A 25,585-nucleotide genomic window follows, 5' to 3' on the forward strand; every position below is an offset into this window, starting at 1 on the left:
GACGCGCAGGCCCCGGGGAGGGTTCCCCGGGGCCCCGTCGTCCGTGCACCGTCGCACCGCACTCCCGCAGCACGACCCTCAAAGGAGAGAAATCCATGGCCGACTCGACCCTCTCGGGCGCCCTCGAATTCGCGAAGATGCTCGCCGCCGGCGGCTTCCGTCTGGATCCGATGGAATCCGCCCCGTCCATCGAGGACATCCGTCGCCTCGCGAAGAAGCGCCTGCCCACGATGGCCTTCGACATCATCGATGGCGCCTCGAACCACGAGATCACCCTCGACGCGAACACCCGTGACCTGGCCGAGGTGCGTTTCCGCCCCCGCTGGCTCACCGACATCTCCTCGATCGACATCTCCACCGAGGTCGACGGCATGGCCCTGCAGCGCCCCTACGTGCTGGGCCCCCTCGGGCTGCAGCGGATGATCGGCGGGGAGGGCGAGCTGGGCGCGGTGCGCGCCGCCGGCAAGGCGAACATCCCCTTCACCATCTCCACCGCCTCGAACTGGGCGATGGAGGAGCTCGCGGACGAGGCCACCGGCCCGCTCTGGTACCAGCTGTACATGTACAAGAGCCCGAAGATCGTCTCGAACCTGATCGCCCGGGCGAAGGCCATCGGCGCCGAGGCGCTCGTGGTCACCGTCGACGTGCCGCTGAACGGCAAGCGGTACCGCGATCACCGCAACGGCATGTCGATCCCCCCGAAGATCACCCCGCAGAACGCGCTCCAGGCGATCCGGTACCTCGACTGGACCCGCGCGATCATGAAGCCGCCGACGATCGGCTTCCGCAACCTCGCCGGCGAGGTCCAGGGCAACAACGCCGTCTCCCATCAGGAGTTCGTGAAGCGTTACCTCACGAACCTCACCCTGACCTGGGCAGACATCGAGGACGTGCGGAGTCAGTGGGACGGCCCGGTGTACATCAAGGGCATCCTCACCCCCGAGGACGCGCAGCGCGCCCGGAAGGTCGGCGCCCAGGGCATCTACGTCTCCAACCACGGCGGGCGCCAGCTCGACTCCTCGCCCAGCACCATCAGCGTGCTGCCCTCGATCGTCGATGCGGTGGGCGAGGACATGACCGTCGTGTTCGACTCCGGCGTCCGCACCGGCGACGACATCGCCAAGGCCCTCGCCGTCGGCGCGGACCTCGTCTCCATCGGCCGCGCCTGGGGCTACGGCAACGCCGCCGGCGGCGAGAAGGGTGTGCTGCGCGTGCTCGACATCCTCGACGAGGAGCTCGAGCTGGCCATGGGCCAGCTCGGCGCGATCAGCATCGATGCGCTGGACCGCGGCTTCGTGGACTACCCCGAGGCCTGGCACGGAGAGGGCCTGCACCGCGAGCCCGAGTCCGGCTCGGGCACGACGGAGGCCCCGGGGACGACGGGCGCGCCGGGGGCCACGGGCACGACGGGGGTGACGGCATGAGCGCCGCCTGGAAGCTCGCCGTCACCGCGGACTACGCGAACGCCGACGGCTCGACGATCTACGGCGACATCGGCCTGGGCACGCTCGCCGAGCAGGGGATCGAGTGGTCCCTGGTGGGCGAGGCCGGCCGTGACCTGCGCGGTGAGGAGCTCGAGGGCTTCGATGCCCTCTTCCTGCTGAGCGGCACGCCGTTCGGCTCCGCGCAGCTCGAGGGGGTCACCACCCTGAAGCACGTGGCGCGCTTCGGCGCCGGCTTCGACTCGGTGGACCTCGCCGCCTGCGACGCGGCCGGCATCACCGTCACCAATGCCCCGACCGGGCTGCGCGTGCCGATGGCGCACACGGCGCTCACCTTCCTGTTCGCCCTCGCGCACACCCTGCTGCCCAAGGACCGCCTGGTCCGCGAGGCCGACTGGGACCGCAAGGCCGAGTACCGGGGCCCGGGCCTCGCCACGGCCACGATCGGGATGATCGGGCTGGGCGGGATCGGCCAGGAGACCGTGCGCCAGCTGCGCGCACTGAACCTCGAGGTCATCGCCTGGAACCGGTCCCCGCGGCCGGAGTTCTGCGCCGAGGTGGGCGTGGAGCAGCTCGATTTCGACGAGGTGATCGCCCGCAGCGACTACCTGATCGTCACGGTCGCCGCGAACTCAGGGACCCGCCACCTGATCGGTGCACCGGAGCTCGCTCGGATGAAGGACTCCGCGTTCCTCATCAACATCGCCCGCGGCGCCGTCGTGGACGAGCCCGCACTGATCACAGCGCTGCAGGACGGCACGATCGCCGGCGCCGGGCTCGACGTGTTCGAGGTCGAGCCGCTCCCGGCGAGCAGTCCGCTGATCGGCCTGGAGAACGTGGTGCTGGCCCCGCACTCCCTGTGCTGGACCAAGGACTTCGCGGAGAGCACCGGGGCCGAGGCGCTCGGCGAGGTCATCGCGATCGCGAGCGGGAACAGCCCGCGCAACGTCGTGAACTCGCCGCGCCCGGCGACCGGATCATGAGCGAGCGCTCAGCGGCCGACGAGGCCCGCATCGCGGACCTGACCTGCGTCGTCACCGGCGCCGCGTCCGAGCGGGGCATCGGACGCGGAGTCGCCCTGGCCCTCGCCCGGGAGGGCCGCCCGCTGGCGCTGCTCGATCTCGACCAGGCGGGCCTCGCCACGGCGGCCGACGCCGCCCGCACGGCGGGATCTCCCCACGTGGTCACCGCCCGCGTCGACGTGGCCGACGAGGCCTCGGTCGACGCGGCGGTCTCCGCCGTCGAGCAGGAGCCTGGCGCTCCCGCCATCGGCGCGCTCGTCTGCTGTGCCGGGATCGCGAACCCGACCCCGTTCCTCGAGATGACCAGCGAGAACTTCCTGCGCACGCTCTCCATCAACACGCTGGGCACCTTCCATCTCGCCCAGCGCGTGCTGCCGGGGATGCTCGAGCAGGGCCTGGGTCGGATCGTCGCGATGAGCTCGACCGCCGCGCAGGACGGCGGTGGCAACTTCTCGACCTCCGCCTACGCCGCGTCCAAGGCCGGTGTGGAGGGCCTGATCCGGGGACTCGCGAAGGAGGTCGCCGGCACCGGCGTCACCACCGCAGCGATCGCCCCGGCCAACATCGATACCGACATCATGGGAGGCCGACTCGAGGGGGAGCGACGCGAAGAGTTCGTCGCCCGCACCCCCGTCGGCCGACTGGGCACGACGGAGGAGCTCGGTGAGCTGGTGTCCTTCCTCGTCGGCCCGCACGGCGGCTTCACCACCGGCGCGACCTACAACCTCAACGGCGGTCTCCGCGTGGGCTGAGCCCTGGACCATCAAGGGCGCCAGGCTTGCCGGGCGCCCAGGGGTGCCAGGCCCAGACGTGCCAGGCGATTGGGCACGCCGGAGAGCCTGACGCTCAGCGGCTCGGTTCCTGCGGCGATGTGCGTCCGGTTCTCCTGGCCCGCGGTTCCTGCTGCGGCCTGCTCGACGGTGCCCCACCCCGTCGGATTAGGCGGAATAGCGGTCCACCCCGTCTGAATGGGCGGAATAGAGGCCTCTCACCGCCTATTTCGACGGGGTGGTGGGTCGGGCGCGGAGCATCAGGGGCTGCGTGCGTGGTGCTCGCGTCATGCGGGTCGATTCTCAGCAGGCACCGCGCGCTGGCATGCCCCGGCGCCGCGCGGACGCGCACAGGCACCGCGCGCTGGCACGCACAGGCACCGCGCGCTGGCATGCCCCGGCACCGCGCGGACGCGCACGGACACCGCGGGCTAACACGCACAGGCACGCCCAGGCAGCGCGCTGGCACGCACAGGCAGACGCCGGACGCCGTGCCCCGGTCACCGGACGCCTGACGCCCGGCGCCGGGCGCAGCGCCCCGCCGGCAGCCGTCAGCCCCCTGCCCCGACGAGGCCGGGTAGCCAGGTGCTCAGCAGTGGGAAGAACGTGATCACCAGCAGCACACCGAGCATCGGGACGAAGAACGGCAGCACGCCCTTGATCACGCGGGTCACGGGCACCTTGGTCACCGATGACAGCACGAACAGCACCAGTCCCACCGGCGGGGTCAGCAGGCCGATCATCAGGTTGAAGATCATCATCACGGCGAAGTGCACGGGATCGATGCCGTAGACCTCGGCGATCGGCGCCAGCACGGGCACCAGGATGAGGATCGCGGCCGTCGGCTCCAGCACGGCGCCCACGATCAGCAGCAGGATGTTGATCAGGATCAGGAACACCAGCGGGCGGTCCGTGATCTGCAGGATCAGCTCCGTCATGACCTGCGGGGCCTGCTCGCGGGCCAGCACCCAGCCGAACAGCGAGGCGCTGGTGACGATGATGAGCACGCTGCCGGTCGTCTCCACCGTGGAGGCGGCGATCCGCCCCAGCGACTTGCCGCTCAGGGTGCGGTAGCACAGGGCGAGGATCGCCACGTAGGCGACGCCCATCGCGGAGGCCTCGGTGGGCGTGACGATGCCCGACAGGATGCCGCCGAGGATGATCACGGCGGCCCCCGCGACGGGGAGCGCCTTGGCGACGTCCTTGACGCGCTGTGCCGTCGGCGGCTTCTCCAGGCGCAGGTCGTCGCGCTTGCGGGTCTGGAGCCAGACCATGATGCACAGCGCCACGACCAGCACCAGGGCCGGCACGATGCCGGCCATGAACAGCGAGCTCACGGAGAGCCCGGCGGTCACCGCGTAGATGATCGCGGGGATCGACGGCGGGATCATCGGGGCGATCAGTGAGGAGGCGCCCGTGATGCCGAGCGCGAAGCCCTCGGGGTAGCCGCGCTTCTTCATGGCGGGCACCTGGATGCGCCCCATCGCGGCCGCATCGGAGATCGCCGCGCCGCTCATCCACGAGAACCCGAAGGACGTGGCGATGTTGACGTAGCCGAGCGACCCGCGCACGTGGCCGATCGCGCTGGTGGCGGCGTCGAACAGCCGGTCCGTCGCACCGGAGACGTTGGCCAGGTTGCCCAGCAGGATGAACATCGGCACCGCGAGGAGCGCGAAGTCGAACACGCCCGAGGCGGTCTGCTGGGCGGCGAGGGCCGCCGTGGCGGTGTCGTCCAGGATGATGTAGACGATCGAGGGGATCAGCAGCGCGATCCAGACCGGGACCCGCAGGGCGAGCAGCACCAGCAGCGCTGCGAACATGATCAGCAGAACCATGGGGTCACAGACCTTCCATCGAGGCGGCCTTCTCGACCGCGTCCGGGACCTCGGCAGGGTGCCGCAGGTACATGACGATGTTCAGGATCGTGTGACCCAGGATCATCAGGTAGCCGACGAGCACGGCGCCGTAGAGCAGGGGCATGGGCAGGCCGGTCGCGGTCAGAGCCAGGGGACCGGTCAGCACCATCAGCGAAATGGCGGCGACCACCATGTAGGCGGAGGCCGCCGCGACCACGAGCATCGCGAAGATCTGCGAGACGGTGGCGAGCTTCCTGGGCAGGTAGACAGCGAGGATGTCCACCGCGATATGGGCGTTGCGGCTGGCCACGAAGCCGGCGCCGACGAACGTCAGCCACACCACCAGCAGGCGCGCGACCTCCTCGCTCCAGGGCAGCGGCATGCTCAGCACGTAGCGGGTGAACACCTGGAAGATGATCATGCCGAAGACGGCGATCAGCAGGGCACCGGCCACGAAGCGCTCGGCGTCGACCAGCCAGGCGTACGGCCGGAAGCGCCTCTCGTAGTGGTCGCGCTCGATATAGGTGTCCAGGTCCGGGACCTGGCCGTCATGGGAGCCCTCGACGGGCTGGGGAGACTGCATGCTCACTGGACCGACTCCTGGATCTCGAGGTAGAGGTCGCCCCACGGGACCTTGCTGGGGAACTCGTCCGCGATGAGCTCCTGGAAGGCGTCGACGTCGACCTCGTCGTTGATGGTGATCGTGCCCTCGTCCTCCCACTCCTGGAGCGTCTGCTCCTCGGCCTCGACGATGCAGTCGCGGGTCGCGACGCGAGCCTTCTCCATGGCGTCCTCGACACCGGCCCTCTCGTCGGCCGTGAGGGAGTCCATGAAGTTCTCTGAGGAGACGATGTTGACGGCCTGGACCATGTGTCCGGTGAGGTTCAGGTAGTCCTGGACCTCGTAGAACTTCTGCACGTCGATCGTGGGGATCGGGTTCTCCTGGGCGTCGATCGCGCCCTGCTGGAGCCCCAGGTAGGCCTCCGAGAGCGCCATCGGGGTCGCGCTGCCGTGCATGATCGCGAAGCTCGTGATGTACAGCGGGGCGTCGGGCGTGCGGATCTTCAGCCCGGCGAGGTCGTCCGGCTCGGTGATCGGGACGTTCGCTGTGATGTGGCGGGTGCCGTAGTACCAGGTGCTGTTCACGCGCAGTCCGGTCTCCTCGGCCATCTCGTCGTACACCTCGGCCATGATCGGGCCGTTGGTCGCCTCGTCGAACTGGTCGACGTCGGTGAACAGGTACGGGGCGTCGAGCACCGCGGCATCCGGGTACCAGACGCCGAGGAACGACGGTCCGACGACGCCCAGCTCGAGCCCGCCGGTGGCGATCTGCTCGGTGGTCTCGCCCTCGCCGCCGATCTGGCCGGACGGGTACGTCTCCACGGTGAAGCCGTCGTCCGCCAGCTCGCTGCGCAGCGTGGCCGCGCCGCAGGATTCGACGGGGTGGGCGGGGTCGTACTGATGGGCGAAGCGGATGACCCGGGCATCGGGATCCACCGCCTGCTTCTCGATCTGGCTGGTGTCGACGGGCTCCCACAGCCCGCAGCCGGCGAGGGCGAGGGCCGACAGGGCTGCGGTGAAGAGCGTGGCGCCGCGCCGACGCCGGGTGCGACGGGCGGATGCCCGGGAGGAGAGGTGCGTCATCGCAGTCTCCCTTCTGAGAGGGGTTGGAGGAGGGGCAAGCGGTCAGAGGTGGGATCTATGGACGATGTCGTGATGCTATGGCACCGCGCCGGTCGGCAGCTGGCCGCGCAGCGACAGCTGCTCGTGCGACGCACCCCGGAGGATGAGGGGCGGGTCGGCGTGGGCGTGAGTCGTGCGGTGAAGAGGGTGGTCGTGGGCTGGAGAAGTGCCGGATGAGTCGTGGTGGGTGCGCGGAAGCGGAGTGACGTCATCGTCACGGTCCTTTCTCTGCGTGAGTCTCACAAACTATATAAATCAGACGGCGAAGACAAGGGGGGTTCGGGGCGAGAGATCGGATGTCTGGGGAGCTGTTGAAAGCTGTGAAGAGGGGTCGACGGGTGGATTGGTCGTGGGGTCGTGGGGCCGTGGGGTCGGCGGGTGGACGGGTCGAGGGGCGGACGGGTGGAACGGGCGGAGGGGCGTCGTCGGCGGTCAGGAGGGATCCTTCGCTCGGCGGCGAGTGGTGAGGAGCAGCCCGAGGGCGGCGACGAGCATCAGCGCGCCCAGCGAGGTGAAGGCGAGTCGGAAGTCGTCGAGTCCCGCCGGGCCGTTCGGGGAGAACCGGTCCAGCAGCAGTCCGATCAGCAGCACGGCGAGCAGCGACGACGAGTAGCCGCCGATGTTCACCATCCCGGTGGCGGTGCCGATCGCGCGAGGCGGCACGCCCGTGCGGGCGAGGTCGAAGCCGACCGAGCAGGTCGCCGACCCCACGGAGAGGGCGATGATCAGCGGCAGCAGCTGCCACGCGCTCAGCGGCACCGGGATCAGCAGCGTGATGGTCCAGGCGAGGGCCAGCACGCCTCCTGCGAGGAAGCCGAGCCGCGCGCGCTGGTGGGGGAACCGGCCGGTGAGCACTCCGATCATCGGGCCGATCGCCACCATCACCACGACGTTGACGGTGAGCAGGGTGCCGATCTCGGTGGGGCTCAGGCCGTGGCCGAGCGTCATGTACGGCACGCCCCACAGGAACAGGAACGAGTTCACGCTCAGCAGGGTCAGGGAGTGCAGGAAGAAGCCGGACCACGCCGCACGGGAGGTGAACACGTCGCGCAGCACCTGGCCGGGACGGACCGGGAGCGCCGGCGCGGCATGCGGATCCCCGGCGGGCTCGTCCTGCACGAACGCGATGACCAGCAGCACGCTGAGGACGAGCAGGAAGGCCAGCGAGGCCCAGGCGGGAGCCCAGCCGAAGCCCACCAGCAGCGCCAGGAACGGCACGGCCGCGACCGCCTGCCCGAACTGGCCGATCATCGTGGCGAGCTGGGTGAACACGGGGACCTGTCCGGTGGGGAACCAGGTGGCGATCAGCCGCACCACGCTGATCAGGGTGGCGGCGTCACCCACCCCGGTGAGAAGTCGGGCGATGAGGGCTGTGGGGACCTCCGTGGCCACGGCGAGGACTATCTGCCCGGCGGCCATGGTCACGGCGCCCAGCACCAGCATGCGGCGCGGTCCGATCCGGTCCAGCAGCAGACCGGCCGGGATCTGCGCCGCCGCGTAGGTGCCCAGCTGCACGACGCCGAACAGGCTCAGCACGGCCCCGTCGACCGCGAAGCGTTCCGAGGCCTCGACGCTCGCCACCCCGAAGGCTGCGCGACCGGAGACGGCGCACAGGTAGGCGAAGACCCCGACGGCCCACACGAGGTGGGCGCGGGTGAGGCGCGAGGCGAGAGAGGTCATGGAGGGGAGGTCACCTGGGGGAGGAGCGGGAGGAGTCGGAGTCGTGCGGGCCCGCGGCGCCGGTGGGGCGTTCGTCGGGATCACCCGCGGGACGAGGGGCGGCGTCGCCCCCGGACGACGCCGACGAGGCGCCGACGCCGACCGCGAGCGGTTCTCCGCGCTCGTCGAGCCCGTCCTCGTCCGGATCGCTCAGGGTGCCGTTGCGCCGGAGGAACCAGGCCGCGATGAGTGGCGCCGTGATCGCGGAGATCAGCACGGCCGTGGCGACCTGCACCGTCGCCACGCCCACGTACTGCTCGAAGCGTGGATCGGCCGACGCGATGATCGCCGGGGTGACGATCGAGTTCCCGGCCGTGGTGCCGGCCGCGAACCCGATGCCGGCGCGCTTGCCGCGCCGCAGCAGGAAGCGGTAGGCGAGATAGGTGCAGCCACCGGTGAACGGGGTGACGACCAGGCCCAGCACGATGCCCGTCAGGCCGCCGGTGAGGATCGCGCTGAGATCGATCCCCGTGCCCAGGCCGAAGGCGAAGAAGGGGATCACGATGGTCGGGACCGGACGCATGATCTCGGTCCATCGGTGGTCGATGTTGCCCACGAGGATGCCGAGGATCAGCGGGATGATCGCGGCGGCGAAGGCGTCCAGCGGGATGGCGCCGAGGCCGGCCGCACCGATGAACAGCATGGTGAAGAAGGGGCCGTCGTTGACGGCCGAGGCGACGTACGCGCCGCGGTCGGTCTTGGTGCCGTACTTGCCGGTGAAGGCGAGCCAGATGCCGCCGTTGGAGTTGTCGAAGGTGGCGAGCATGGCCAGGATCGAGATCCCCAGGATCCCGTCGAGGCCCACGGCGAAGCCGAGCGTCACGATGAGCAGGCCCGGCACGAGGGTCTTCCCGAGCAGGATCGCCCCGGTGGTGCCGGCGACGGGGCCGATGCTGCGCGGCGTGATCTGCATGCCGGTCGCGAAGATGACCAGCGCCATCATCGGCATCGGGGTCGCGAACAGCGCGGTCGTGAAGCTGCCGAGCTCGAGGAAGCCCGGTGCGGTGGTGCCGACCACGGCACCCAGGACCAGCGGAATGACCATCGTCCCGCCGGGGATCTTGTCCATCGTGCCGTAGAGCGGCGAGCGGAGCGCGGCGAGGTTCGTCGGGGCTGCGTCGTTCATGGGGACTCCTTGTCGCCTCATCACGAGAAGGGGTGGTGCCGTCGCTCCCGGTCACAAGGGCGTACGGAGGCTGACCGGGGTGGGCGCGGGCGCCGGGTGAGGGGCCCGGAGCGGTACGGCTCGGTGCTCCGGGTGGGCCTATAGGATCTATGACCGAGTGATGTCCGTCAAGGGCGTCCGTCGGGCGCGAGTCGGGTGGGGAGGTCGCCTCGGGCCGGCTGCATCCCCTGCGGAGGCGGGGTCGCGAGGATCGTCCGGTAGACCACGTCGACGCTCGGCGAGGTCGCCGCCCGACGGTCCCGAGTGGCCGCCACCAAGCGACCCTCCGCGACCGTGCCGACGGGGACCACGACCATGCCACAGGTGTCCGAGACCGCTGCGGCCAGGCCGTTCAGCACCCCCACGCCGAGTCCGGCGCGTGCCAGGTTGACCACGGACTGAGGCTGCTCGGACTGCCAGGCGAGAGGGATCTCCAGCCCCCAGGCGCTCAGGGCGCCGCCGGTGTCCGGATCGGCGGCAGCGCCCGGCTGGGCGATGGCGATCACGGGATGCTCGGCGAGGACGCGCGGGGGCAGCCCCTCCTGCGCCATGTCAGCCTGCGGCACAGTTCCCGGCTGCTCCCCGCCGTGGAACCCTTCGTCGGGCCGGTCAGGCATCGCGCGCAGGATCGGATGGTCCGGCGGCACGACCGCCACAAAGCGCTCGGTCCACAGGTGGACGCTCTGCAGATCGTCCGACGGCGGGTCGGCGGCGAGCGAGTGGATGGCGATATGGAATCTCCCGGCGCCGATGCCGGAGACGAGATCGGGGGTGGTGTGCTCGGTGAGCTCCACCCGGACGAACGGATGCTCGGCATGGACCGCCGCGAGCACGGTGGGCAGGAAACCCGCGCTCACGCTGGGGTGACAGCCGATCACGACGCGGCCGCGCGGAGTGCCGGTGTGGGCGTCGACGGCCTCGGCTCCCCGCTCCAGCGCGTCCAGCACGGCGCGGGCGTGGGGGAGGAAGGCGGTGCCCAGCTCTGTGGGTCCGATCGGTCGGTGGCTGCGGTCCACGAGGGTCCCCCCGAGGGCTTTCTCGAGCGAGGCGACGTGGGTGCTCACACGGGACTGGGCCCGGTGCAGCGCACGCGCCGCACCGGAGAAGCTGCCGTGGTCGATGACCGCCACGAAGGTCTCCAGCCAGTCCGTCTGCTCGACGCGGGGCATCCTGTCCTCCTGAGTGCCGGTTCGGGTTCGGGGTGGCGGGGGCTGCCAGCTCGGACGTGATGGGGTCACGATCCGATGTCGGCAGCGCCTGCGGGCAGTGTCATCACCGCTGGTCATCCACGTGTTGTGACACGCCTTACCAATATCGCATATAGGATTTCCGGATCGCGGATCGCCGACGGCGTCTTCGCGGGTCACTCCGTTGGTAGCTTTCGAGACACCTTGATGGCGAGGTCCCGCCGCTCCGGTTCGTCCGGGCACATCGCAGTGCAAGCGGCTCCGCCTCCTCGAGGTGAACCAGTTCTCGACCAGCACGATCCCCTGACCCTCACGATGAAGTGGAGTCCGCCATGACGCGCAGCATCCCGTCCCCCGTCGTCTCATCCCGCCCCTCCCGCCGGCTCCTGTCCGGGATCGCCGGGGTCGCCGCCCTCGCCCTCGTCGCCGCCGGCTGCTCCGGCACAGCCGATGAGGGCGCGCCCGATGACTCCGCTGTCCAGGCCTGCAACGACATCAACGCCGACTACCCCAGCGGGCCGGTCGAGCTCATCGTCCCCTGGGCCGCCGGCGGTGGCACCGATGGCGTCGCCCGCCTCATCGGGGAGCAGCTCTCGACGCAGATGAGCACGAACGTCAACGTCGTCAACCGGACCGGCGGCTCGGGCGTCGTCGGCCATCAGGCGATGGTGGACGCCAACCCCGACGGTCAGACGATCGGCCTGGTCACGGTGGAGATCGGCATGATGCACCACCAGGGCCTGACCGACATCAGCGGCGAGGACCTCACCGCCATCTCGCAGATGAACGAGGACGGCGCCGGCATCACCGTGGCGGCCGATGCCGAGTGGGACACCGCCGAGGAGCTGCTCACCTACATCGAGGAGCACCCGGGCGAGGTGACCGCCTCGGGCACCGGCCAGGGCGGCATCTGGCACCTCGCCCTGCTCGGCATGCTGCTGGACAACGACCTGCCCGTGGACTCTGTGAACTTCGTGCCCTCCGAGGGCGCTGCGCCGGCTCTCCAGGAGCTCGTCGCCGGAGGCATCGACATGACCACCAACGCCCTGGGCGAGTCCAAGACCATGCTCGACTCCGACCGCGCCAAGGCCCTCGGCGTCATGGGCACTGAACGCGACCCCGCCTTCCCCGACGTCGAGACTCTGCAGGAGCAGCTCGGCTCGGAGTACTCCATGACGGTGTGGCGCGGCATCGCCGGCCCCAAGGAGATGGACCCCACCGTCGTCGAGGAGCTCGAGTGCCACCTCGGGCTGATCGCCGAATCCGACTCCTTCGAGGACTTCATGACCAAGTCCGGTCTGGGCGTGAAGTACGCAGGGGCTGAGGATTTCCAGACCCTGATGGCGGAGGACGACGCCACGAAGGGCGAGGTCATGGAGGAAGCGGGACTGGCCAAGTGACCGCTACCGAGACTCCGGGCCCGACGGCAGCCGTCCGGGGGAACCTCGTCATCGCCGCTGCATCCGTCGTGGCCGGAGCCGTCGTGATCCCCTACGGCGCCTCCATGCCGTACATCCGGGAGGGGATCCCGGGGCCCGGTCTGTTCCCGATGATGATCGGCGGGCTGCTGGTCCTGTTCGGCGTGCTTCTCGCCCTCACCAGCATGCTCGGTGCGCGTCGCGCGCGTCGTGATCATGCGGAGCTCGCTGCGGCCACTGCGGCAGCAGGAGCCGGGGCGGGATCCGCGGCCCCCGAGGACGGCCCGCTGTCGATGGCCTCGGCCTCCGTTCCCGATTCCGGAGGCGACACCCCGGAGGACGAGCTGGAGACGGTCGCGGTGATGGACACCGATATCGGGTCCGACGGCGCACGGCGCTGGATCAACGGCGCCATCCTCATGGGAGGAATCGTCTTCTACGTGCTGTTCGCCCAGATCCTCGGCTTCCCGCTGACCATGGCCATCCTGGTCACGGCGATCGTCTGGTCGCTGCGGGCGAAGTGGTGGGTCGCGGTGACGACCGGTGTCCTCGCCTCGCTCGGTCTGTGGGCCATGTTCGAGCTCGGCCTCATGGTGCAGCTTCCCGACGGCTTCATCCAGGGGTTCTGACATGATCGAGAACTTCGGAAGCGCCCTCGAGCTGGTAGCGGATCCCACGACGATCCTCGTCGTGCTGCTGGCCGCACTGTTCGGCCTCGTCATCGGGTCCCTGCCCGGCATGACCGCTACCCTCGCCGCCGCCCTGCTGGTGCCCTTCACCTTCTTCCTGGACCCGGTGCCGGCGATCGCCGCGATCATCACCATGTCCGCGATGGCGATCTTCGCCGGGGACGTCCCCAGTGCACTGCTGCGCATCCCCGGCACCCCGTCGTCGGCCGCCTATACGGAGGACGCCTTCGCGCTGACGCGGAACGGCAAGGGCGCCCTCGGCCTCGGGGTCTCCCTCGTCGCGTCGGTGTTCGGCGGCCTCTTCGGGTCCATCATGCTGATCTTCGTCTCTCCGATCCTGGGTGAATTCGCCCTGAGGTTCACGAGCTACGAGTACTTCTGGGTGGCAGTGCTCGGCCTTACCGCAGCCGTGATCGTCTCCAAGGGCGCCCAGCTCAAGGGCGGGATCGCCCTCATGGTGGGCCTGCTCGTCTCGACCGTCGGCCTCGACGTGACTCTCGGGTTCCCCCGCTTCACCTTCGGCGATGAGCAGCTGTACCGGGGTGTCGACTTCATCGCCGCGATGATCGGTCTGTTCGGGCTCTCCGAGGTGCTGCGGGCCGTCACCGCCAAGCGCGGGGAGTCCATGCCGATCCCCCGGATCGAGGGCGCGGGGACGATCCGCCCCACTTTCCGTGCGATCTGGCGGAACAAGGCGCGCGTCGGTTCCGGGTCCGTCATCGGCGGCGTCGTCGGGGCCCTGCCAGGCGCGGGCGCAGACATCGCGGCGTGGATCGCCTATGCCTTCACCCGTTCCACGAGTCGGATCCGCCCGGGGAAGAACTCTGCGGACGATCAGCGCGTCGAGGCGATCTCGGGGGCATCCAGCGCGAACAACGCGGGCATCGCCTCGGCGTACGTGCCGACGCTCGCCTTCGGCATCCCCGGCGACACCATCACCGCGATCCTCATCGGCGTGCTGCTGGTCAAGGGGATCACTCCGGGACCGGACCTCTTCCTCTACCAGACGGACACGCTGTACGCGCTGTACATCATCTTCATCGTCGCGAACCTGCTGCTGCTCCCCTTGGGCTTCCTGCTGATCCGGGTCTCGGGCTTCGTGCTGCGGATCCCGCGGTCGGTGCTGATGGGGCTGATCGTCGCGATCTCGATCTGCGGTGCCTTCGCCATCAACAACGGCTACCTCGAGGTGGGCCTGATGGTGCTCTTCGGCGTGATCGGCTATCTCTTCGAGAAGGGAGGGATCCCGCTCGCCCCGGTCGTGCTCGGCATCGTGCTGGGTCCCATCGTGGAGCGGACCTTCATGCAGTCGGTCATCAAGACGGATTGGAACCTCGCCGAGTTCTTCACCCGACCGATCAGCGCGGTGCTCATCGTGCTCGTGATCCTCGCGATCGCTTCCTCGCCCTTGATGAGCTGGCTCGGTCGGCGCGCCGAACGGGCCACGGCGCTGCAGGCGGCGAAGGACCGCGGTTCCGCGGCCGACGCCGCCGGGTGAACCCGCCTCATGCATCGCCTCGACGTCGATCGGCTTGGAGCCGACGAGTCGCCTCCCGAGCGCATCTCGCTCCGTCGACGCGAAGGAGGAGCTCGCTGGTTGTGGCGCTCAAGTGCGCGTGACCTGGGTTTTGACCACTCGAAGGCACCCGGCTAGCGTGTGAATCGCGACACGGCGGTGGAAGCGTTCCTCCGCTGATCCAAGACGTCAACGACGACGGGAGGACGCAGTGCCGATGGACAGATTCTCGCGGCGCACCGCGCTGATGGGGTCCAGCGCGGGACTGACCGCCGCGGCTCTCGCCGCTTGCGCACCACCCAATCCTGGGGAGATCAATTCCGAACCGACCATCCCTCGCTCCGACGGTCCCGTCACCGTCACGTACTGGGCCTGGCTGAAGGACCTGCAGAAGGTGGCCGATGTCTTCAACGAGTCCCAGGACCGGATCCGGGTCGAGACCAACTGGATCCCCGGCGGGCCGACGGGTGGCTACGCCAAGATCCTTTCTGCTGTAGCGGCTGGTGGTGGCCCCGATATCGCGCAGGTCGCGTTGCGTCATGTGTCAGAGTTCGCTCTGGCCGGCGCCTTGGTCGATCTGACTCGCTACGAGTTCGACGAGCAGGAACCGTTGTTCGACCCCGGCGCGATCAGCCACGTCCGTATCGGTGATTCGATCTGGGGCGTTCCACAGGACACTGGCCCCGTGGCCACCTTCTACAACCGTGAGGTCCTCGAGGGCGAGCTCGGTCTCTCCGCGCCTGCCACGTGGGATGACTTCTACGAGACCGCGGGCATCGTCCGCGATGCTGGAAAGAATCTGATCAGCCTCGATCCCACCGACGGTGCCCATCCGATGTCTTGGGTGATGCAGTCTGGAGCCACGTGGTTCAGACCCGAGAGGGATGGTTGGATCGTGGACCTGACTGATGATGCCTCGATGCGGGTGGCCGAGTTCTGGGACCGTATCTTCGCCGAGCGTCTCGTCGGCACCGGCTACGGTCCCTACACGACGCCTTGGTTTGCCGCAGCCGGCGATGGTGAGGTTCTCGCGAACATCGGCGGTTCCTGGTCCGACGCGCTGAACGAGACTGTTCCCGGTGGTTCGGGGAAATGGGCTGTGGCCCCCATGCCGACCTGGCCCGACGGCTATGCCTCCGGTGCCCAGGGCGGTTCGAGTGCCGCGGTTCTGTCCACCAGCAACCATCCGGCCGAGGCGCTGGAGTTCTTGACCTGGATGTGTTCTGATCCTGCCGGGATCGACGCCATGATCGAGTTTTCCGGCATTGGGTGGTCCCCGGCCGCCGACTACATCGGTGAGGCACGGCGGGAGCCGTCTGAGTTCTTCTCGGGACAGAGCTACAACGAAGAGGTCATCGTGCCGATGGCCGAGGGGCAGAACCTCGACTGGACCTGGGCGCCGCTGACGCAGAGGGTGGAGAGCCTCATCGGAGACGGCATGACGGCGGCGGTCACCGGTGATATCCCGTTCGTGGATGTGTTCGCTGATGCGCAGAAGGAGATCGTCAAGATCATGCGCGAAATGGGACTGGAAGCGGCGGAGGCGTGATGAGGCCGAGACGACTGCTCCCCGGCTCCCGCCGGCACCGTTCAGGGTGATCGGCAGCGGGTTCTTCGTGGTGGTCGCCGGGGAGCAGGAATCATCCCAGGGGACGACTCGGCGGTGGCAGGCTCAGGACCGCGTGCGCAGATTGGTCATGCCGCCGTCGATCGGCAGCAGCACACCGGTGGTCGAACGGTTGCGCGGCGAGGCCAGGTAGCAGTGCGCCTCGGCGACCTCCTCGGGCTCCACGAGCCGACCATGGGGCTGGCGTGCGTTCAGCGCAGCGCGTTCGGCCACGGGATCCGCGGCCTTCTCCATCAGACGGCCGATCCACGGGGTGTTCGCGGTGCCGGGCACGACCGCGTTCACACGGATGCCCTCGCCCACCCAGTCCGCGGCCATGGCCAGGGTCATCGCCTGGACCGCGCCCTTGGAGGCGGAGTAGAGCACGCGCTCGGGCAGCCCCAGCATCGAGGCGATCGATGCGGTGTTCACCACCGCTGGCGCGGAGGATCTCCGCAGGTGAGGGAGGGCTGCGTTGGTCACGCGGGCCACGGAGACCACGTTGACGTCGAGCACGCGCGCCCATTCGGCATCGTCGTTCGCGTCGACCTGGCCCTGGGCGCCGATGCCGGCGTTGTTGATGACGATGTCGATCCCGCCGAGCTCCGCCGCGGCCCGGTTGACTGCGGTGTGGACCGCCTCGGAATCGGTGACGTCGACCTGGATCTGCAGGGAACCCTCCGGGGCGCCGGAGGGGTCGAGGTCGAGGGCAGCGGTCGTGGCGCCGCGGGACTGCAGCGCGCGGATCGTGGCGGCGCCGATGCCGGCGCCGCCACCGGTCACGATCGCCGTGAGTCCGGCGAATTCTGGTTCCGTCGCAGCAGTCGTGCCCGTGGTGCCGGTCATGCCAGTCATTCGAGTTTCTCCTCATTGAGTGAAGTCGGTGCGGATCCATCATCGCGGTCGGCGCGGATCCCCGCGCGCCCTGACCGAGGATCGGCGCCAGATCATCATATCCATCTTGGATATAGGATTCCCGGAACCCGGATCGCCCAGGTCGCCTCCGATCCTCCCTCGAGCAGTAGCGTCGGAGGGTATCGACCTGGTGAACGCCTGACGGTCGCCGCACGAGGCAGTGCGCTCTCGTCACCGCTGCGCCGCGCCGAGCATCTGATCCCAGATCCTCACCGATGAAGGAGAGCTCTGTTGGCCACCCGCAGAATCCCTCGTGGCACCTCCGTCGCCCCGGGCGAGGAGAAATACACTCCCGCGACCACGTCTGCAACGCGCAAGGCGCTCACGCGCCTCCTGCCGTTCCTGCTGCTGATGTACGTCATCGCGTTCATCGACCGCACGAACATCGGCTTCGCCGAGGAGTCGCTCGAGGTCCATGCGGGGCTCTCCACCGCGGCGTACGCCTTCGGCGCGGGCCTGTTCTTCATCGGCTACGCCGTCTTCGAGGTGCCGTCGAACCTGATCATGCACAAGGTCGGCGCCCGCTGGTGGATGGCGCGGATCATGATCACCTGGGGCATCGTCGCGGTGCTGTTCATGTTCACGTCCGGCCCGACGATGTTCTACATTCTGCGATTCCTCCTCGGAGTGGCCGAGGCCGGGTTCTTCCCGGGCGTGATCCTCTACCTCACCTACTGGTTCCCGCGTCGCCGAAGGGCGCAGGCCACCGCCCTGTTCTACATGGGACTGCCGATCGCCAACATCCTCGGCGGGCCGCTCTCCGGAGCGCTCATGGAGCTCGACGGTTTCCTCGGCATGTGGGGCTTCCAGTGGATGTTCCTCATCGAGGGACTCCTGGCCGTCGTGGTGGGAGTCATCGCCTTCTTCTATCTCACCGACCGGCCGGCCCGCGCGGCCTGGTTGACCGAGCAGGAGCGCACCGAGCTGCAGGCCACCCTCGACGCCGAGGTGGAGGAGAAGCAGCAGGCACGCCACCTCAGCTGGTGGAGAGCCCTGCTGAACGGTCGCATCCTCTACTTCTGCCTCGTCTACTTCACCATCCAGCTGTCCGTCTACGGGCTCACCTTCTTCCTGCCCCGCCAGATCGCCGGCATCGCCGGGCGGGACGTCGGGATCATCGTCGGCCTGCTCTTCGCGATCCCGTGGGTCCTGGGCCTGGCCGCGAACTTCTTCTCCGGTCGGTACGCAGACCGCACCGGCCAGTACCGCAACGCGGCGACGGTGCTGCTCGTCGTCTCCGGGGTCGGCCTGCTGATGACCGGGCTCTTGGGATCCCCGGTCCTGGTGATGCTCGGTCTGTGCCTGGCGGCGATCGGCTTCTGCTCCGCGCAGCCGATCTTCTGGAACATCCCCACCTCGTACCTCTCCGGTGCTGCACTGGCCTCCTCGATCGGCCTGATCAACGGCGTCGGCAACCTCGGAGGATTCGTCGCCCCCAACCTGCGGGTATGGGTGGTCGAGGCCTTCGGCACCGAATCCGCCGGCCTGCTGATGCTCGCAGTCATGCCGCTCCTCGGCGCCCTGTTCCTGGCCGGCACCCGCCTGTTCGACGCCCACGACGCGAAGCGGGAGAGCGCCCGCTCCGCCGATCTGGCGCCCTGACCGGCGGCCCTGCCCCGCGCCGGCCCTTCTGCCCGCCCCCGCCACGACCCGCCCTGCCCGCCACGACCCGCCCTGCCCGTCTCACCTGTCCTGCCCGTCTCACCCGTCCACGAAGGAGTCTCCCGTGCGAGCACTCGTCCTGACCGACTTCCACCGTCTCGACGTCGTGGACCGACCACGACCAGAACCCGGCCCCGGGGAGGTGCTGCTGCGGATCTCCGCCACCGGGATCTGCGGATCCGATGTCCACGGCTACACCGGGGACAACGGGCGCCGCGTCCCCGGGCAGATCATGGGGCACGAATCCTCCGGCACGATCGCCGCGCTCGGCGAGGGGGTCGACCCGTCGGCCCTGCCCGTCGGCGCCCCGGCGACCTTCAACCCCGTCGTCGTGCCTCCCGAGCAGGCCGAGACGTTCCTCGGTCGGGAGCAGCACGCCCCCGGCAAGCAGGTCATCGGGGTGGCGCAGGAGGTGCAGGCCTCGTTCGCCGACTATGTGATCGTCCCGGCCCGCAACGTGCTGCTCCTGGATCCGGAGCTGCCCCTGCACCTCGGCGCACTGATCGAGCCGCTCGCGGTCGCGGTGCACGCCGTCGGCCTGGGTCGCCCTGCTCCCGAGGAGAAGGTGCTGGTCATCGGCGGAGGCCCGATCGGACAGAGCGTCGTCATCGCCCTCCAGCGGGCCGGCGTGCGCGACATCGTGCTCTCCGAGCGCGACCCGGCCCGCCGCGAGCTGGTCACCGCGCTCGGCGTGGTCGCCCTGGACCCGACGTCGGCGCCCCTCGCCGAGCTCGTCGTCGAGGCGCTCGGGGCTCCCGCCGATCTCGCGATCGACGCCGTGGGGCTCAGCCCGACCATGTCCGACGCCCTCACCGCGACCGCGCTCGGCGGCCGCGTGGTCCTGGTCGGGATGGGGTCGCCCCGCCTCGAGCTGCCAGCCTTCGCGATCAGCACCGAGGAGCGCTCGATCGTCGGCTCCTTCACCTACTCCGCGCAGGACTTCGCCGACGCCTCGGCCTGGATCGGCGCGCATGCCGAGCAGGTCGCACCCCTGGTCAGCGCCCTGGTGCCGCCCGAGGAAGCTCAGGAGTCCTTCGCCGCCCTCGCCGCGGGGCAGGGACCCGCCGGCAAGATCCTCGTCCGCTTCGATCAGGAGGACCAGCCCGCATGAGCACCCATCACCGCACCATCGCCCACGTCCGCGCGTACACCGTCACCGGCGGCGGCGCGGATTATCACGACCAGGGCGCCGATCACTGGATCGACGACCACATCTCCACCCCGATGTCCGTCTACCCCGAGTACGCCGACTCCCGGCAGTCCTTCGGGCTGAACGTGCTGGGCACGCTCATGGTCGAGCTCGAGGCCGACGACGGCACCGTGGGCTTCGCCGTGTCCACCGGCGGCGACCTCGGCGCCTGGATCGTCGAGAAGCACCTCGCGCGCTTCCTCGAGGGAGCACGGGTCACCGACATCGAGCGGATCTGGGACCAGATGTACCGCTCCACCCTGTTCTACGGTCGCCGCGGCATCGTCCTGAACACCATCAGCGCCGTCGACCTCGCGCTGTACGACCTGCTGGGGCGCCTGCGCCAGGAGCCCGTGTACTCCCTGCTGGGCGGCCCCGTGCGCGAGGAGCTCACGATGTACGCCACCGGCGCCCGCCCGGACATCGCGAAGGACCTCGGCTTCATCGGCGGCAAGATGCCGCTCCACCACGGTCCGGCCGACGGGGAGGAGGGGATGGACCAGAACATCGCCCTGCTCGCGGACATGCGTGAGCGGGTGGGCGACGACTTCTGGCTCATGTACGACTGCTGGATGTCCCTCGACGTCGACTACGCGACCCGTCTCGCGCACCGCGCCCACGACCACGGACTGCGCTGGCTCGAGGAGGCGCTGATCCCCGACGACTACTGGGGCTACCAGCAGCTGCGCCGCAACGCCCCGAAGGGCATGCTCATCACCACCGGCGAGCACGAAGCCACCCGTTGGGGCTTCCGCCAGCTGCTCGAGATGGGATGCGCCGACATCATCCAGCCCGACGTCGGCTGGTGCGGCGGCATCACGGAGCTGCTCAAGATCTCCGCGCTCGCCGACGCGCACGGCGCGATGGTGGTGCCCCACGGCTCCTCCGTGTACTCGTACCATTTCGTCGTCACCCGCACGAACAGCCCGTTCAGCGAATTCCTCATGATGCATCCGACGGCGGAGGAGATTGTCCCCATGTTCTCCCCGATGCTGATCGGCGAGCCGGTGCCGGAGAACGGGAAGATCCGGGTGCCGGACACCCCAGGTTTCGGCGTCGAGTTCAATCCGGAGATAGCCCGCAGCCGTCCGTTCACGCACTGACCGATACCGCCCGAGAACGCCACCACGCACCAGACATCGGATGTACCGCCCTGCGGTCGGGTCAGCGGGAGCACCCCGACTCCTGGCACTGTGGTGGTGAACCCACCGCGGAGATGCCCGACGCGCTCGCCGGCGGCAGGACGCCGCGGGCAGCGCCGTCGGCACCCCTCGCCGCCGACGGCGGAGACCTCGACCCCCCTCCCGTATCCGCACCCTTCGAAGGAGAAACCCATGGAACTGCGACGACTCGGCCCGATCGGCCAGGAGAAGCCCGCCCTCGTGCAGGACGGCGTCACCTACCGCCTCGAGGGCCTCACGGCCGACATCGACGGGGCCTTCCTGGCCGACGGCGGCCTCGAGAAGGCGGCCCGGGCGTCGGCCGCCGGAGAGCTGCCGGTGTGGGAGGGCGCGGAGTCCGAGCGCGTCGGCGCCCCCATCGCGCGCCCCGAGGCCGTGCTGTGCATCGGCCAGAACTATGCCGAGCATGCGGCGGAGTCCGGCGCGGAGCCGCCCACCACGCCGATCCTGTTCTTCAAGCACCCCAACACTGTGGTGGGCCCGCACGACGAGGTCCCGATCCCGCCCGGCGCCACCAAGGTCGACTGGGAGGTCGAGCTCGGTGTGGTCATCGGGAAGCGGGCCTCCTACCTGAAGGACGAGCAGGAGGCGCTCGACGTCATCGCCGGCTACGTGACCAGCCACGATGTCTCCGAGCGTGACTTCCAGATCGCGGAGTCCGGAGGCCAGTGGTCCAAGGGCAAGTGCGCCGAGAACTTCAACCCCGTCGGCCCGGCCCTGGTGCCGGCGGCCGACGTGGAGCAGCAGAACCTGCGGCTCTGGTCGAACGTGAACGGCGAGGCCCGTCAGGACTCCACCACGGCGGACATGATCTTCTCCGTCGCGCAGCTGGTGCACCACCTGTCGCAGTACATGGTGCTCTCGCCCGGCGACCTCATCAACACCGGCACCCCGCAGGGCGTGGCCCTGTCCGGCCGCTTCCCGTACCTCAGCGACGGCGACGTGGTCGAGCTGGGCATCGCGGGCCTCGGCGAGCAGCGCCAGGTGTTCGCCCAGCGTCGCTGAGGCAGGACCCGGAGGCCCTCGCGGGTCGCCTCGGCAGGGAACAGGCCCCCGGAACCGTGTCACGGTTCCGGGGGCCTGCGCTGTCGGCCGGAGTCCGCCGGCCGGAGCCCGTCGGGGGAGTGCTGTCGGCGGAACGTCGTCCGAGGCCAGCCGTCCCCTGTCAGCGTGCGGCGGCGAGCCCTTCGTCGATCCGGCGCACGGCCTGGCGTTCCGCCACACGAGCACCAGGGCCGGGAGGGAGAACAGCAGCACCCGGCTCATCCGGAACACGGGCGGCAGCACCTTGTGCCAGTTCTTCGGATCCCGCAGCGCCTTGAAGCTCGGGGCGAAGCGCTCCCGGAAGGTGTACGGGTCGACGGTGGAGAACAGTGCCTGCAGGGAACCGAAGAACGCGGCCCGGATCGCGAGCTGGGAGAGGTGCACCAGGACCGGGGAGAGATGAGCTGGCCGCAAGGGCGCGATGGCAGAGCTGTCCATGGATTCCTACAGGATCGCTGACGGGGTGCAGGGGGTCGAGGGAGGGGTCGGAGGGACTGGCCGCGCAGGGTGTGCGCGGCGGGTGTCGACGGAGCCCGCTGCTCGTGCTTACTCGGCGGAAACATCGGTGCAGGTACGCTCGGGCACCGCGCCCCTGGTCCCTCGGTGCCCGGCTGTCGTGCCGCAGCCGGGCTCGTCGGGTCCAGTGGTGATCCTGTCGGATCGGCGACAGGGCAGGGCGACCACCTCTCGCGTAAATCCAATAGGATCTGTATGCTTCTGGGTATCGCGCAGCGCTCGGAGGTCGTGCTCCCCGGCGCCGCGGGCACCACGGCGTCGGCTCCCCTCGGAGACGGCGTCCCTCGACGAAGGAGTCCCTCCGTATGACCATCTCCACCGTGACCATCGTCGGCGCCGGATACATGGGTGGCGGCATCGCCCAGGTCCTCGCCATCGCCGGCTTCGACGTGACCATCGCCGACGTGAGCGTCGAGAACGCGAACGCCTCCCTCGAGCGCCTCCAGAGGGAGGCCCGCGACTTCGAGGAGCAGGGCCTGTACGCCCCGGGCAGCGCCGATCTCGTCGCCCAGAACATCTCCGCCGGCAAGACCCTCGAGGACGCCGTCGCCGACGTCGATTTCATCGAGGAGGCCGTGTTCGAGCGGATCGACGTCAAGCGCGACGTGCTCGGGACGATCTCCCAGCACGCCCGTCCGGACGCGATCATCGGCACCAACACCTCGACCATCCCGGTCAAGGAGCTCGAGAGCGCGGTGACGAACCCCGAGCGGTTCCTCACCGTCCACTTCTCCAACCCCGCCCCCTTCATCCCGGGCGTCGAGCTCGTGGCCGGCAAGGCCACCACGGCCCAGACGGTCGACGCGGTCAAGGAGCTGCTGGAGAAGTCCGGCAACCAGGGCGCGCAGGTCGCCGACACCCCGGGGATGGTCCTGAACCGCCTGCAGTACGCACTGCTGAAGGAGGCCACCTCGATCGTCGAGGAGGGCGTTGCCACCGCGGAGGACGTGGACACGATCGTCCGCACCACCTTCGGCTTCCGACTGGGCTTCTTCGGTCCCTTCGCGATCGCGGACCAGGCCGGCCTGGACGTCTATGCGAACTGCTTCGTGACCTTCGAGGACGCCTTCGGCGATCGCCTGGCCACGCCGCAGATCCTCACCGACTCGGTCGCGGCGGACCGCAAGGGCGTCAAGAACGGCAAGGGTCTCCTCGGCGACTACGACGAGGAGACCGCGGCGGAGCTGATCGCCTACCGCAACAAGGCCTACGCCAAGATGTCGCAGCTGCTCGCCGAGCTCGGCCCGGCCCCGAAGGCCACCCCGAAGAGCTCCTGATCCCTGGGCCGACGGGTCGGCGGGCAACGCCCCTCGATCCGTCAGCCCTCACCTCCCCTGCACCCGCCGCGCACAGCCCGGCGGCCGGGCACTGCTGCCCGGGATCTGAGCCGAGCGCTCGGGGCCCGGCGGTGACCGGGTCCCGAGCGCTCCGTCGTCGGCGGCTCGGGGCCCGGCGTGCCCCCACACACTCTGGAGACACCCCGTGGAAGAACTCGTCCTTGCGGATCGGCCGGTCTGGCTGCTCCTGACGATCGCGGCCGTCGCGATCGTCATCCTGCTCGTCCTCATCATCAAGGCGCGCCTGCACGCCTTCTTCTCCCTGCTCATCGTCGCCGTCGCCACCGGTCTCGCGGCCGGCATCGGAGTCGGTGACGTCATCGACGTGGTGATCGGCGGCTTCAGCACGACCGTCGGCACCGTCGCCCTGCTGGTCGGTTTCGGCGCCGTGCTGGGCAGACTCATCGAGATCACCGGCGGCGCCCAGGTGCTGGCCGACAAGATGCTCGACACCTTCGGGGAGGCGCGGGCACCGCTCGCGCTCGCCGTCGCCTCGCTGTTCTACGCGTTCCCGATCTTCCTGGACGCCGGCTTCATCGTCATGCTGCCGGTGATCTACACGGTGGCCCGGCGCCTCGGCGGCTCGTTCATGCTCTACGCGCTGCCCTCGATCGCGTCGTTCATGATGATGCACGCGCTGCTGCCCCCGCACCCCGGCCCCACGGCCGCGGCGACCGTGATGGGAGCCGACATCGGCCTGGTCGTACTGGTGGGCCTGCTCATCGGCCTGCCCACCTGGTACTTCGGCGGCTACCTGGTGGCCCGCGCGATCGCCAAGCGATTCCCCGACACCCCTGTGCCGGCTCTGCTGGGCGAGCCCCGTGACGTGCCCGTCGCCGAGCGTCCCGCCTTCGGGGCGATCCTGCTCGTGCTCCTGCTGCCGCTGGTGCTCATCTTCTTCAACACGGCGCTGTCCACGGCCGAGCAGTCCGGCGCGGTGAGTGCGGAGAACGTCTTCTTCCAGGTGTCACGCCTGGTCGGGGCGACCCCGGTCGCGCTCGCGCTCTCGGCGCTGCTTGCGATGGTCCTGCTCTACGTGATTCCGCGTCGCCGTCGAGGCGAGCAGGTCGGCGGACTCCTCGAGGAGCTCGTGGACGATGCCCTCGCCCCCGTCTGCTCGATCATCCTGATCACCGGCGCGGGCGGCGCCTTCGGCGCGATCCTCACCGAGACCGGCATCGGCGAGGAGGTCGCGAACGGCCTCGACGCGATGGGCCTGCCGCTGATCGTCGCCGCCTACCTGGTCACCATGGCCATGCGCATCGCACAGGGCTCGGCCACCGTCGCCGCCACCACCGGCGCCTCGATCATGGCTCCGGCGATCATCGCCGGCGACTTCAACACGATCGCGGTCTCCGCCATGGTGATCACCATCGGCGCCGCCTCGATCGGCTGGTCGCACGTGAACGACTCCGGCTTCTGGCTGATCGGCAAGTTCTGCGGCTTCGACACCGTGACCACCTTCAAGACCTGGTCGGTCGTCGGCACCACGATCTCGCTGGTCGCCTTCGCGCTCTCGGCGGTGGTGTTCGTCATCGCGGCCTGACGGGGCGCGGGGGCGGGCACCGCGGCCGCGCACGAGGTCAGCAGGGCAGTATGGGACGTCATGGATCGCCGAGCTCATGGACGGGCCGGCCGGTCCATGGAGTCCCGTGGCCCGCCTCCGCC

The 25,585-nt window shown here is 69.5% G+C and carries 20 protein-coding genes; 13 read left to right on the forward strand and 7 right to left on the reverse strand.

The features are described 5' to 3' along the window. The first annotated feature begins 95 nt into the window (after nt 1–95). From CIK71_RS11190 to CIK71_RS11200, 3 genes are read left to right on the forward strand one after another with little or no spacing between them, the layout of a single operon-like run. The gene (locus CIK71_RS11190) at nt 96–1,424 is read left to right on the forward strand and encodes an alpha-hydroxy acid oxidase (RefSeq protein WP_096165760.1); all 1,329 of its coding nucleotides are present in this window, start codon (nt 96–98) and stop codon (nt 1,422–1,424) included. Then, nucleotides 1,421–2,425: an NAD(P)-dependent oxidoreductase gene (locus CIK71_RS11195; protein WP_096165761.1), complete on the forward strand. Its 1,005-nt coding sequence runs from the start codon at nt 1,421–1,423 to the stop codon at nt 2,423–2,425. Before CIK71_RS11190 ends, CIK71_RS11195 begins: the two co-directional genes overlap by 4 nt. After that, nucleotides 2,422–3,216, forward strand: a complete 795-nt coding sequence (locus CIK71_RS11200) for an SDR family NAD(P)-dependent oxidoreductase (RefSeq protein WP_096165762.1) — start codon at nt 2,422–2,424, stop codon at nt 3,214–3,216. Before CIK71_RS11195 ends, CIK71_RS11200 begins: the two co-directional genes overlap by 4 nt. 569 nt (nt 3,217–3,785) lie before the next feature. Here the strand turns inward: CIK71_RS11200 and CIK71_RS11205 are convergent. From CIK71_RS11205 to CIK71_RS11230, 6 genes are all read right to left on the reverse strand, one after another. Beyond that, entirely contained in the window at nt 3,786–5,069 is a 1,284-nt protein-coding gene (locus CIK71_RS11205) for a TRAP transporter large permease (RefSeq protein WP_096165763.1), read from the reverse strand. A 4-nt stretch (nt 5,070–5,073) separates the two neighbouring features. Beyond that, nucleotides 5,074–5,673, reverse strand: a complete 600-nt coding sequence (locus CIK71_RS11210; protein ID WP_096165764.1) for a TRAP transporter small permease — start codon at nt 5,671–5,673, stop codon at nt 5,074–5,076. Nucleotides 5,674–5,675: 2 nt separating this feature from the next. Beyond that, entirely contained in the window at nt 5,676–6,734 is a 1,059-nt protein-coding gene (locus CIK71_RS11215; protein WP_096165765.1) for a DctP family TRAP transporter solute-binding subunit, read from the reverse strand. 471 nt (nt 6,735–7,205) lie between these two features. Continuing rightward, the gene (locus CIK71_RS11220; RefSeq protein WP_096165766.1) at nt 7,206–8,453 is read right to left on the reverse strand and encodes an MFS transporter; all 1,248 of its coding nucleotides are present in this window, start codon (nt 8,451–8,453) and stop codon (nt 7,206–7,208) included. 10 nt (nt 8,454–8,463) lie between these two features. Continuing rightward, nucleotides 8,464–9,618 (reverse strand): 2-keto-3-deoxygluconate permease, encoded by a 1,155-nt coding sequence (locus CIK71_RS11225; protein ID WP_096165767.1) that lies wholly within the window; start codon nt 9,616–9,618, stop codon nt 8,464–8,466. A gap of 167 nt (nt 9,619–9,785) precedes the next feature. Continuing rightward, nucleotides 9,786–10,826, reverse strand: coding sequence for a LysR family transcriptional regulator (locus CIK71_RS11230; protein ID WP_158542038.1), 1,041 nt, complete (start codon nt 10,824–10,826; stop codon nt 9,786–9,788). 350 nt (nt 10,827–11,176) lie between these two features. On the opposite strand from CIK71_RS11230, the gene CIK71_RS11235 reads away from it, so the two are divergent. From CIK71_RS11235 to CIK71_RS11250, 4 genes are all read left to right on the forward strand, one after another. Beyond that, complete coding sequence (locus CIK71_RS11235) at nt 11,177–12,244, forward strand: tripartite tricarboxylate transporter substrate binding protein (protein WP_096165769.1); 1,068 nt, start codon at nt 11,177–11,179, stop codon at nt 12,242–12,244. After that, the gene (locus CIK71_RS11240; protein WP_096165770.1) at nt 12,241–12,891 is read left to right on the forward strand and encodes a tripartite tricarboxylate transporter TctB family protein; all 651 of its coding nucleotides are present in this window, start codon (nt 12,241–12,243) and stop codon (nt 12,889–12,891) included. The genes CIK71_RS11235 and CIK71_RS11240 overlap by 4 nt, the downstream gene beginning before the upstream one ends. A gap of 1 nt (nt 12,892) precedes the next feature. Beyond that, the gene (locus tag CIK71_RS11245) at nt 12,893–14,449 is read left to right on the forward strand and encodes a tripartite tricarboxylate transporter permease (RefSeq protein ID WP_096165771.1); all 1,557 of its coding nucleotides are present in this window, start codon (nt 12,893–12,895) and stop codon (nt 14,447–14,449) included. A 235-nt stretch (nt 14,450–14,684) separates the two neighbouring features. Beyond that, nucleotides 14,685–16,016: an ABC transporter substrate-binding protein gene (locus CIK71_RS11250; RefSeq protein ID WP_096165772.1), complete on the forward strand. Its 1,332-nt coding sequence runs from the start codon at nt 14,685–14,687 to the stop codon at nt 16,014–16,016. A gap of 123 nt (nt 16,017–16,139) precedes the next feature. Here CIK71_RS11250 and CIK71_RS11255 read toward each other — a convergent pair whose 3' ends face one another. After that, on the reverse strand, nt 16,140–16,928 hold the full coding sequence (locus CIK71_RS11255) for an SDR family NAD(P)-dependent oxidoreductase (RefSeq protein ID WP_241964169.1): 789 nt from the start codon (nt 16,926–16,928) through the stop codon (nt 16,140–16,142). Between the two features lie 291 nt (nt 16,929–17,219). Between CIK71_RS11255 and CIK71_RS11260 the strand changes: the two genes are divergently transcribed. The 6 genes from CIK71_RS11260 to CIK71_RS11285 all read left to right on the forward strand — a co-directional run bounded on the left by CIK71_RS11260 (nt 17,220) and on the right by CIK71_RS11285 (nt 25,463). Further along, the gene (locus CIK71_RS11260; RefSeq protein ID WP_217990169.1) at nt 17,220–18,590 is read left to right on the forward strand and encodes an MFS transporter; all 1,371 of its coding nucleotides are present in this window, start codon (nt 17,220–17,222) and stop codon (nt 18,588–18,590) included. A 124-nt stretch (nt 18,591–18,714) separates the two neighbouring features. Beyond that, nucleotides 18,715–19,761, forward strand: a complete 1,047-nt coding sequence (locus tag CIK71_RS11265) for a zinc-dependent alcohol dehydrogenase (protein WP_096165774.1) — start codon at nt 18,715–18,717, stop codon at nt 19,759–19,761. Further along, on the forward strand, nt 19,758–20,942 hold the full coding sequence (gene rhmD / locus CIK71_RS11270) for an L-rhamnonate dehydratase (protein WP_096165775.1): 1,185 nt from the start codon (nt 19,758–19,760) through the stop codon (nt 20,940–20,942). The genes CIK71_RS11265 and rhmD overlap by 4 nt, the downstream gene beginning before the upstream one ends. Nucleotides 20,943–21,173: 231 nt before the next feature. Further along, on the forward strand, nt 21,174–22,025 hold the full coding sequence (locus CIK71_RS11275) for a fumarylacetoacetate hydrolase family protein (RefSeq protein ID WP_096165776.1): 852 nt from the start codon (nt 21,174–21,176) through the stop codon (nt 22,023–22,025). A gap of 860 nt (nt 22,026–22,885) precedes the next feature. Further along, nucleotides 22,886–23,857 (forward strand): 3-hydroxyacyl-CoA dehydrogenase family protein, encoded by a 972-nt coding sequence (locus CIK71_RS11280; protein WP_096165777.1) that lies wholly within the window; start codon nt 22,886–22,888, stop codon nt 23,855–23,857. Between the two features lie 205 nt (nt 23,858–24,062). Next, nucleotides 24,063–25,463: a GntP family permease gene (locus CIK71_RS11285; RefSeq protein WP_096165778.1), complete on the forward strand. Its 1,401-nt coding sequence runs from the start codon at nt 24,063–24,065 to the stop codon at nt 25,461–25,463. Nucleotides 25,464–25,585: the final 122 nt, after the last annotated feature.

It is taken from the genome of Brachybacterium alimentarium (assembly GCF_002332425.1).
Lineage (GTDB): Bacteria > Actinomycetota > Actinomycetes > Actinomycetales > Dermabacteraceae > Brachybacterium > Brachybacterium alimentarium.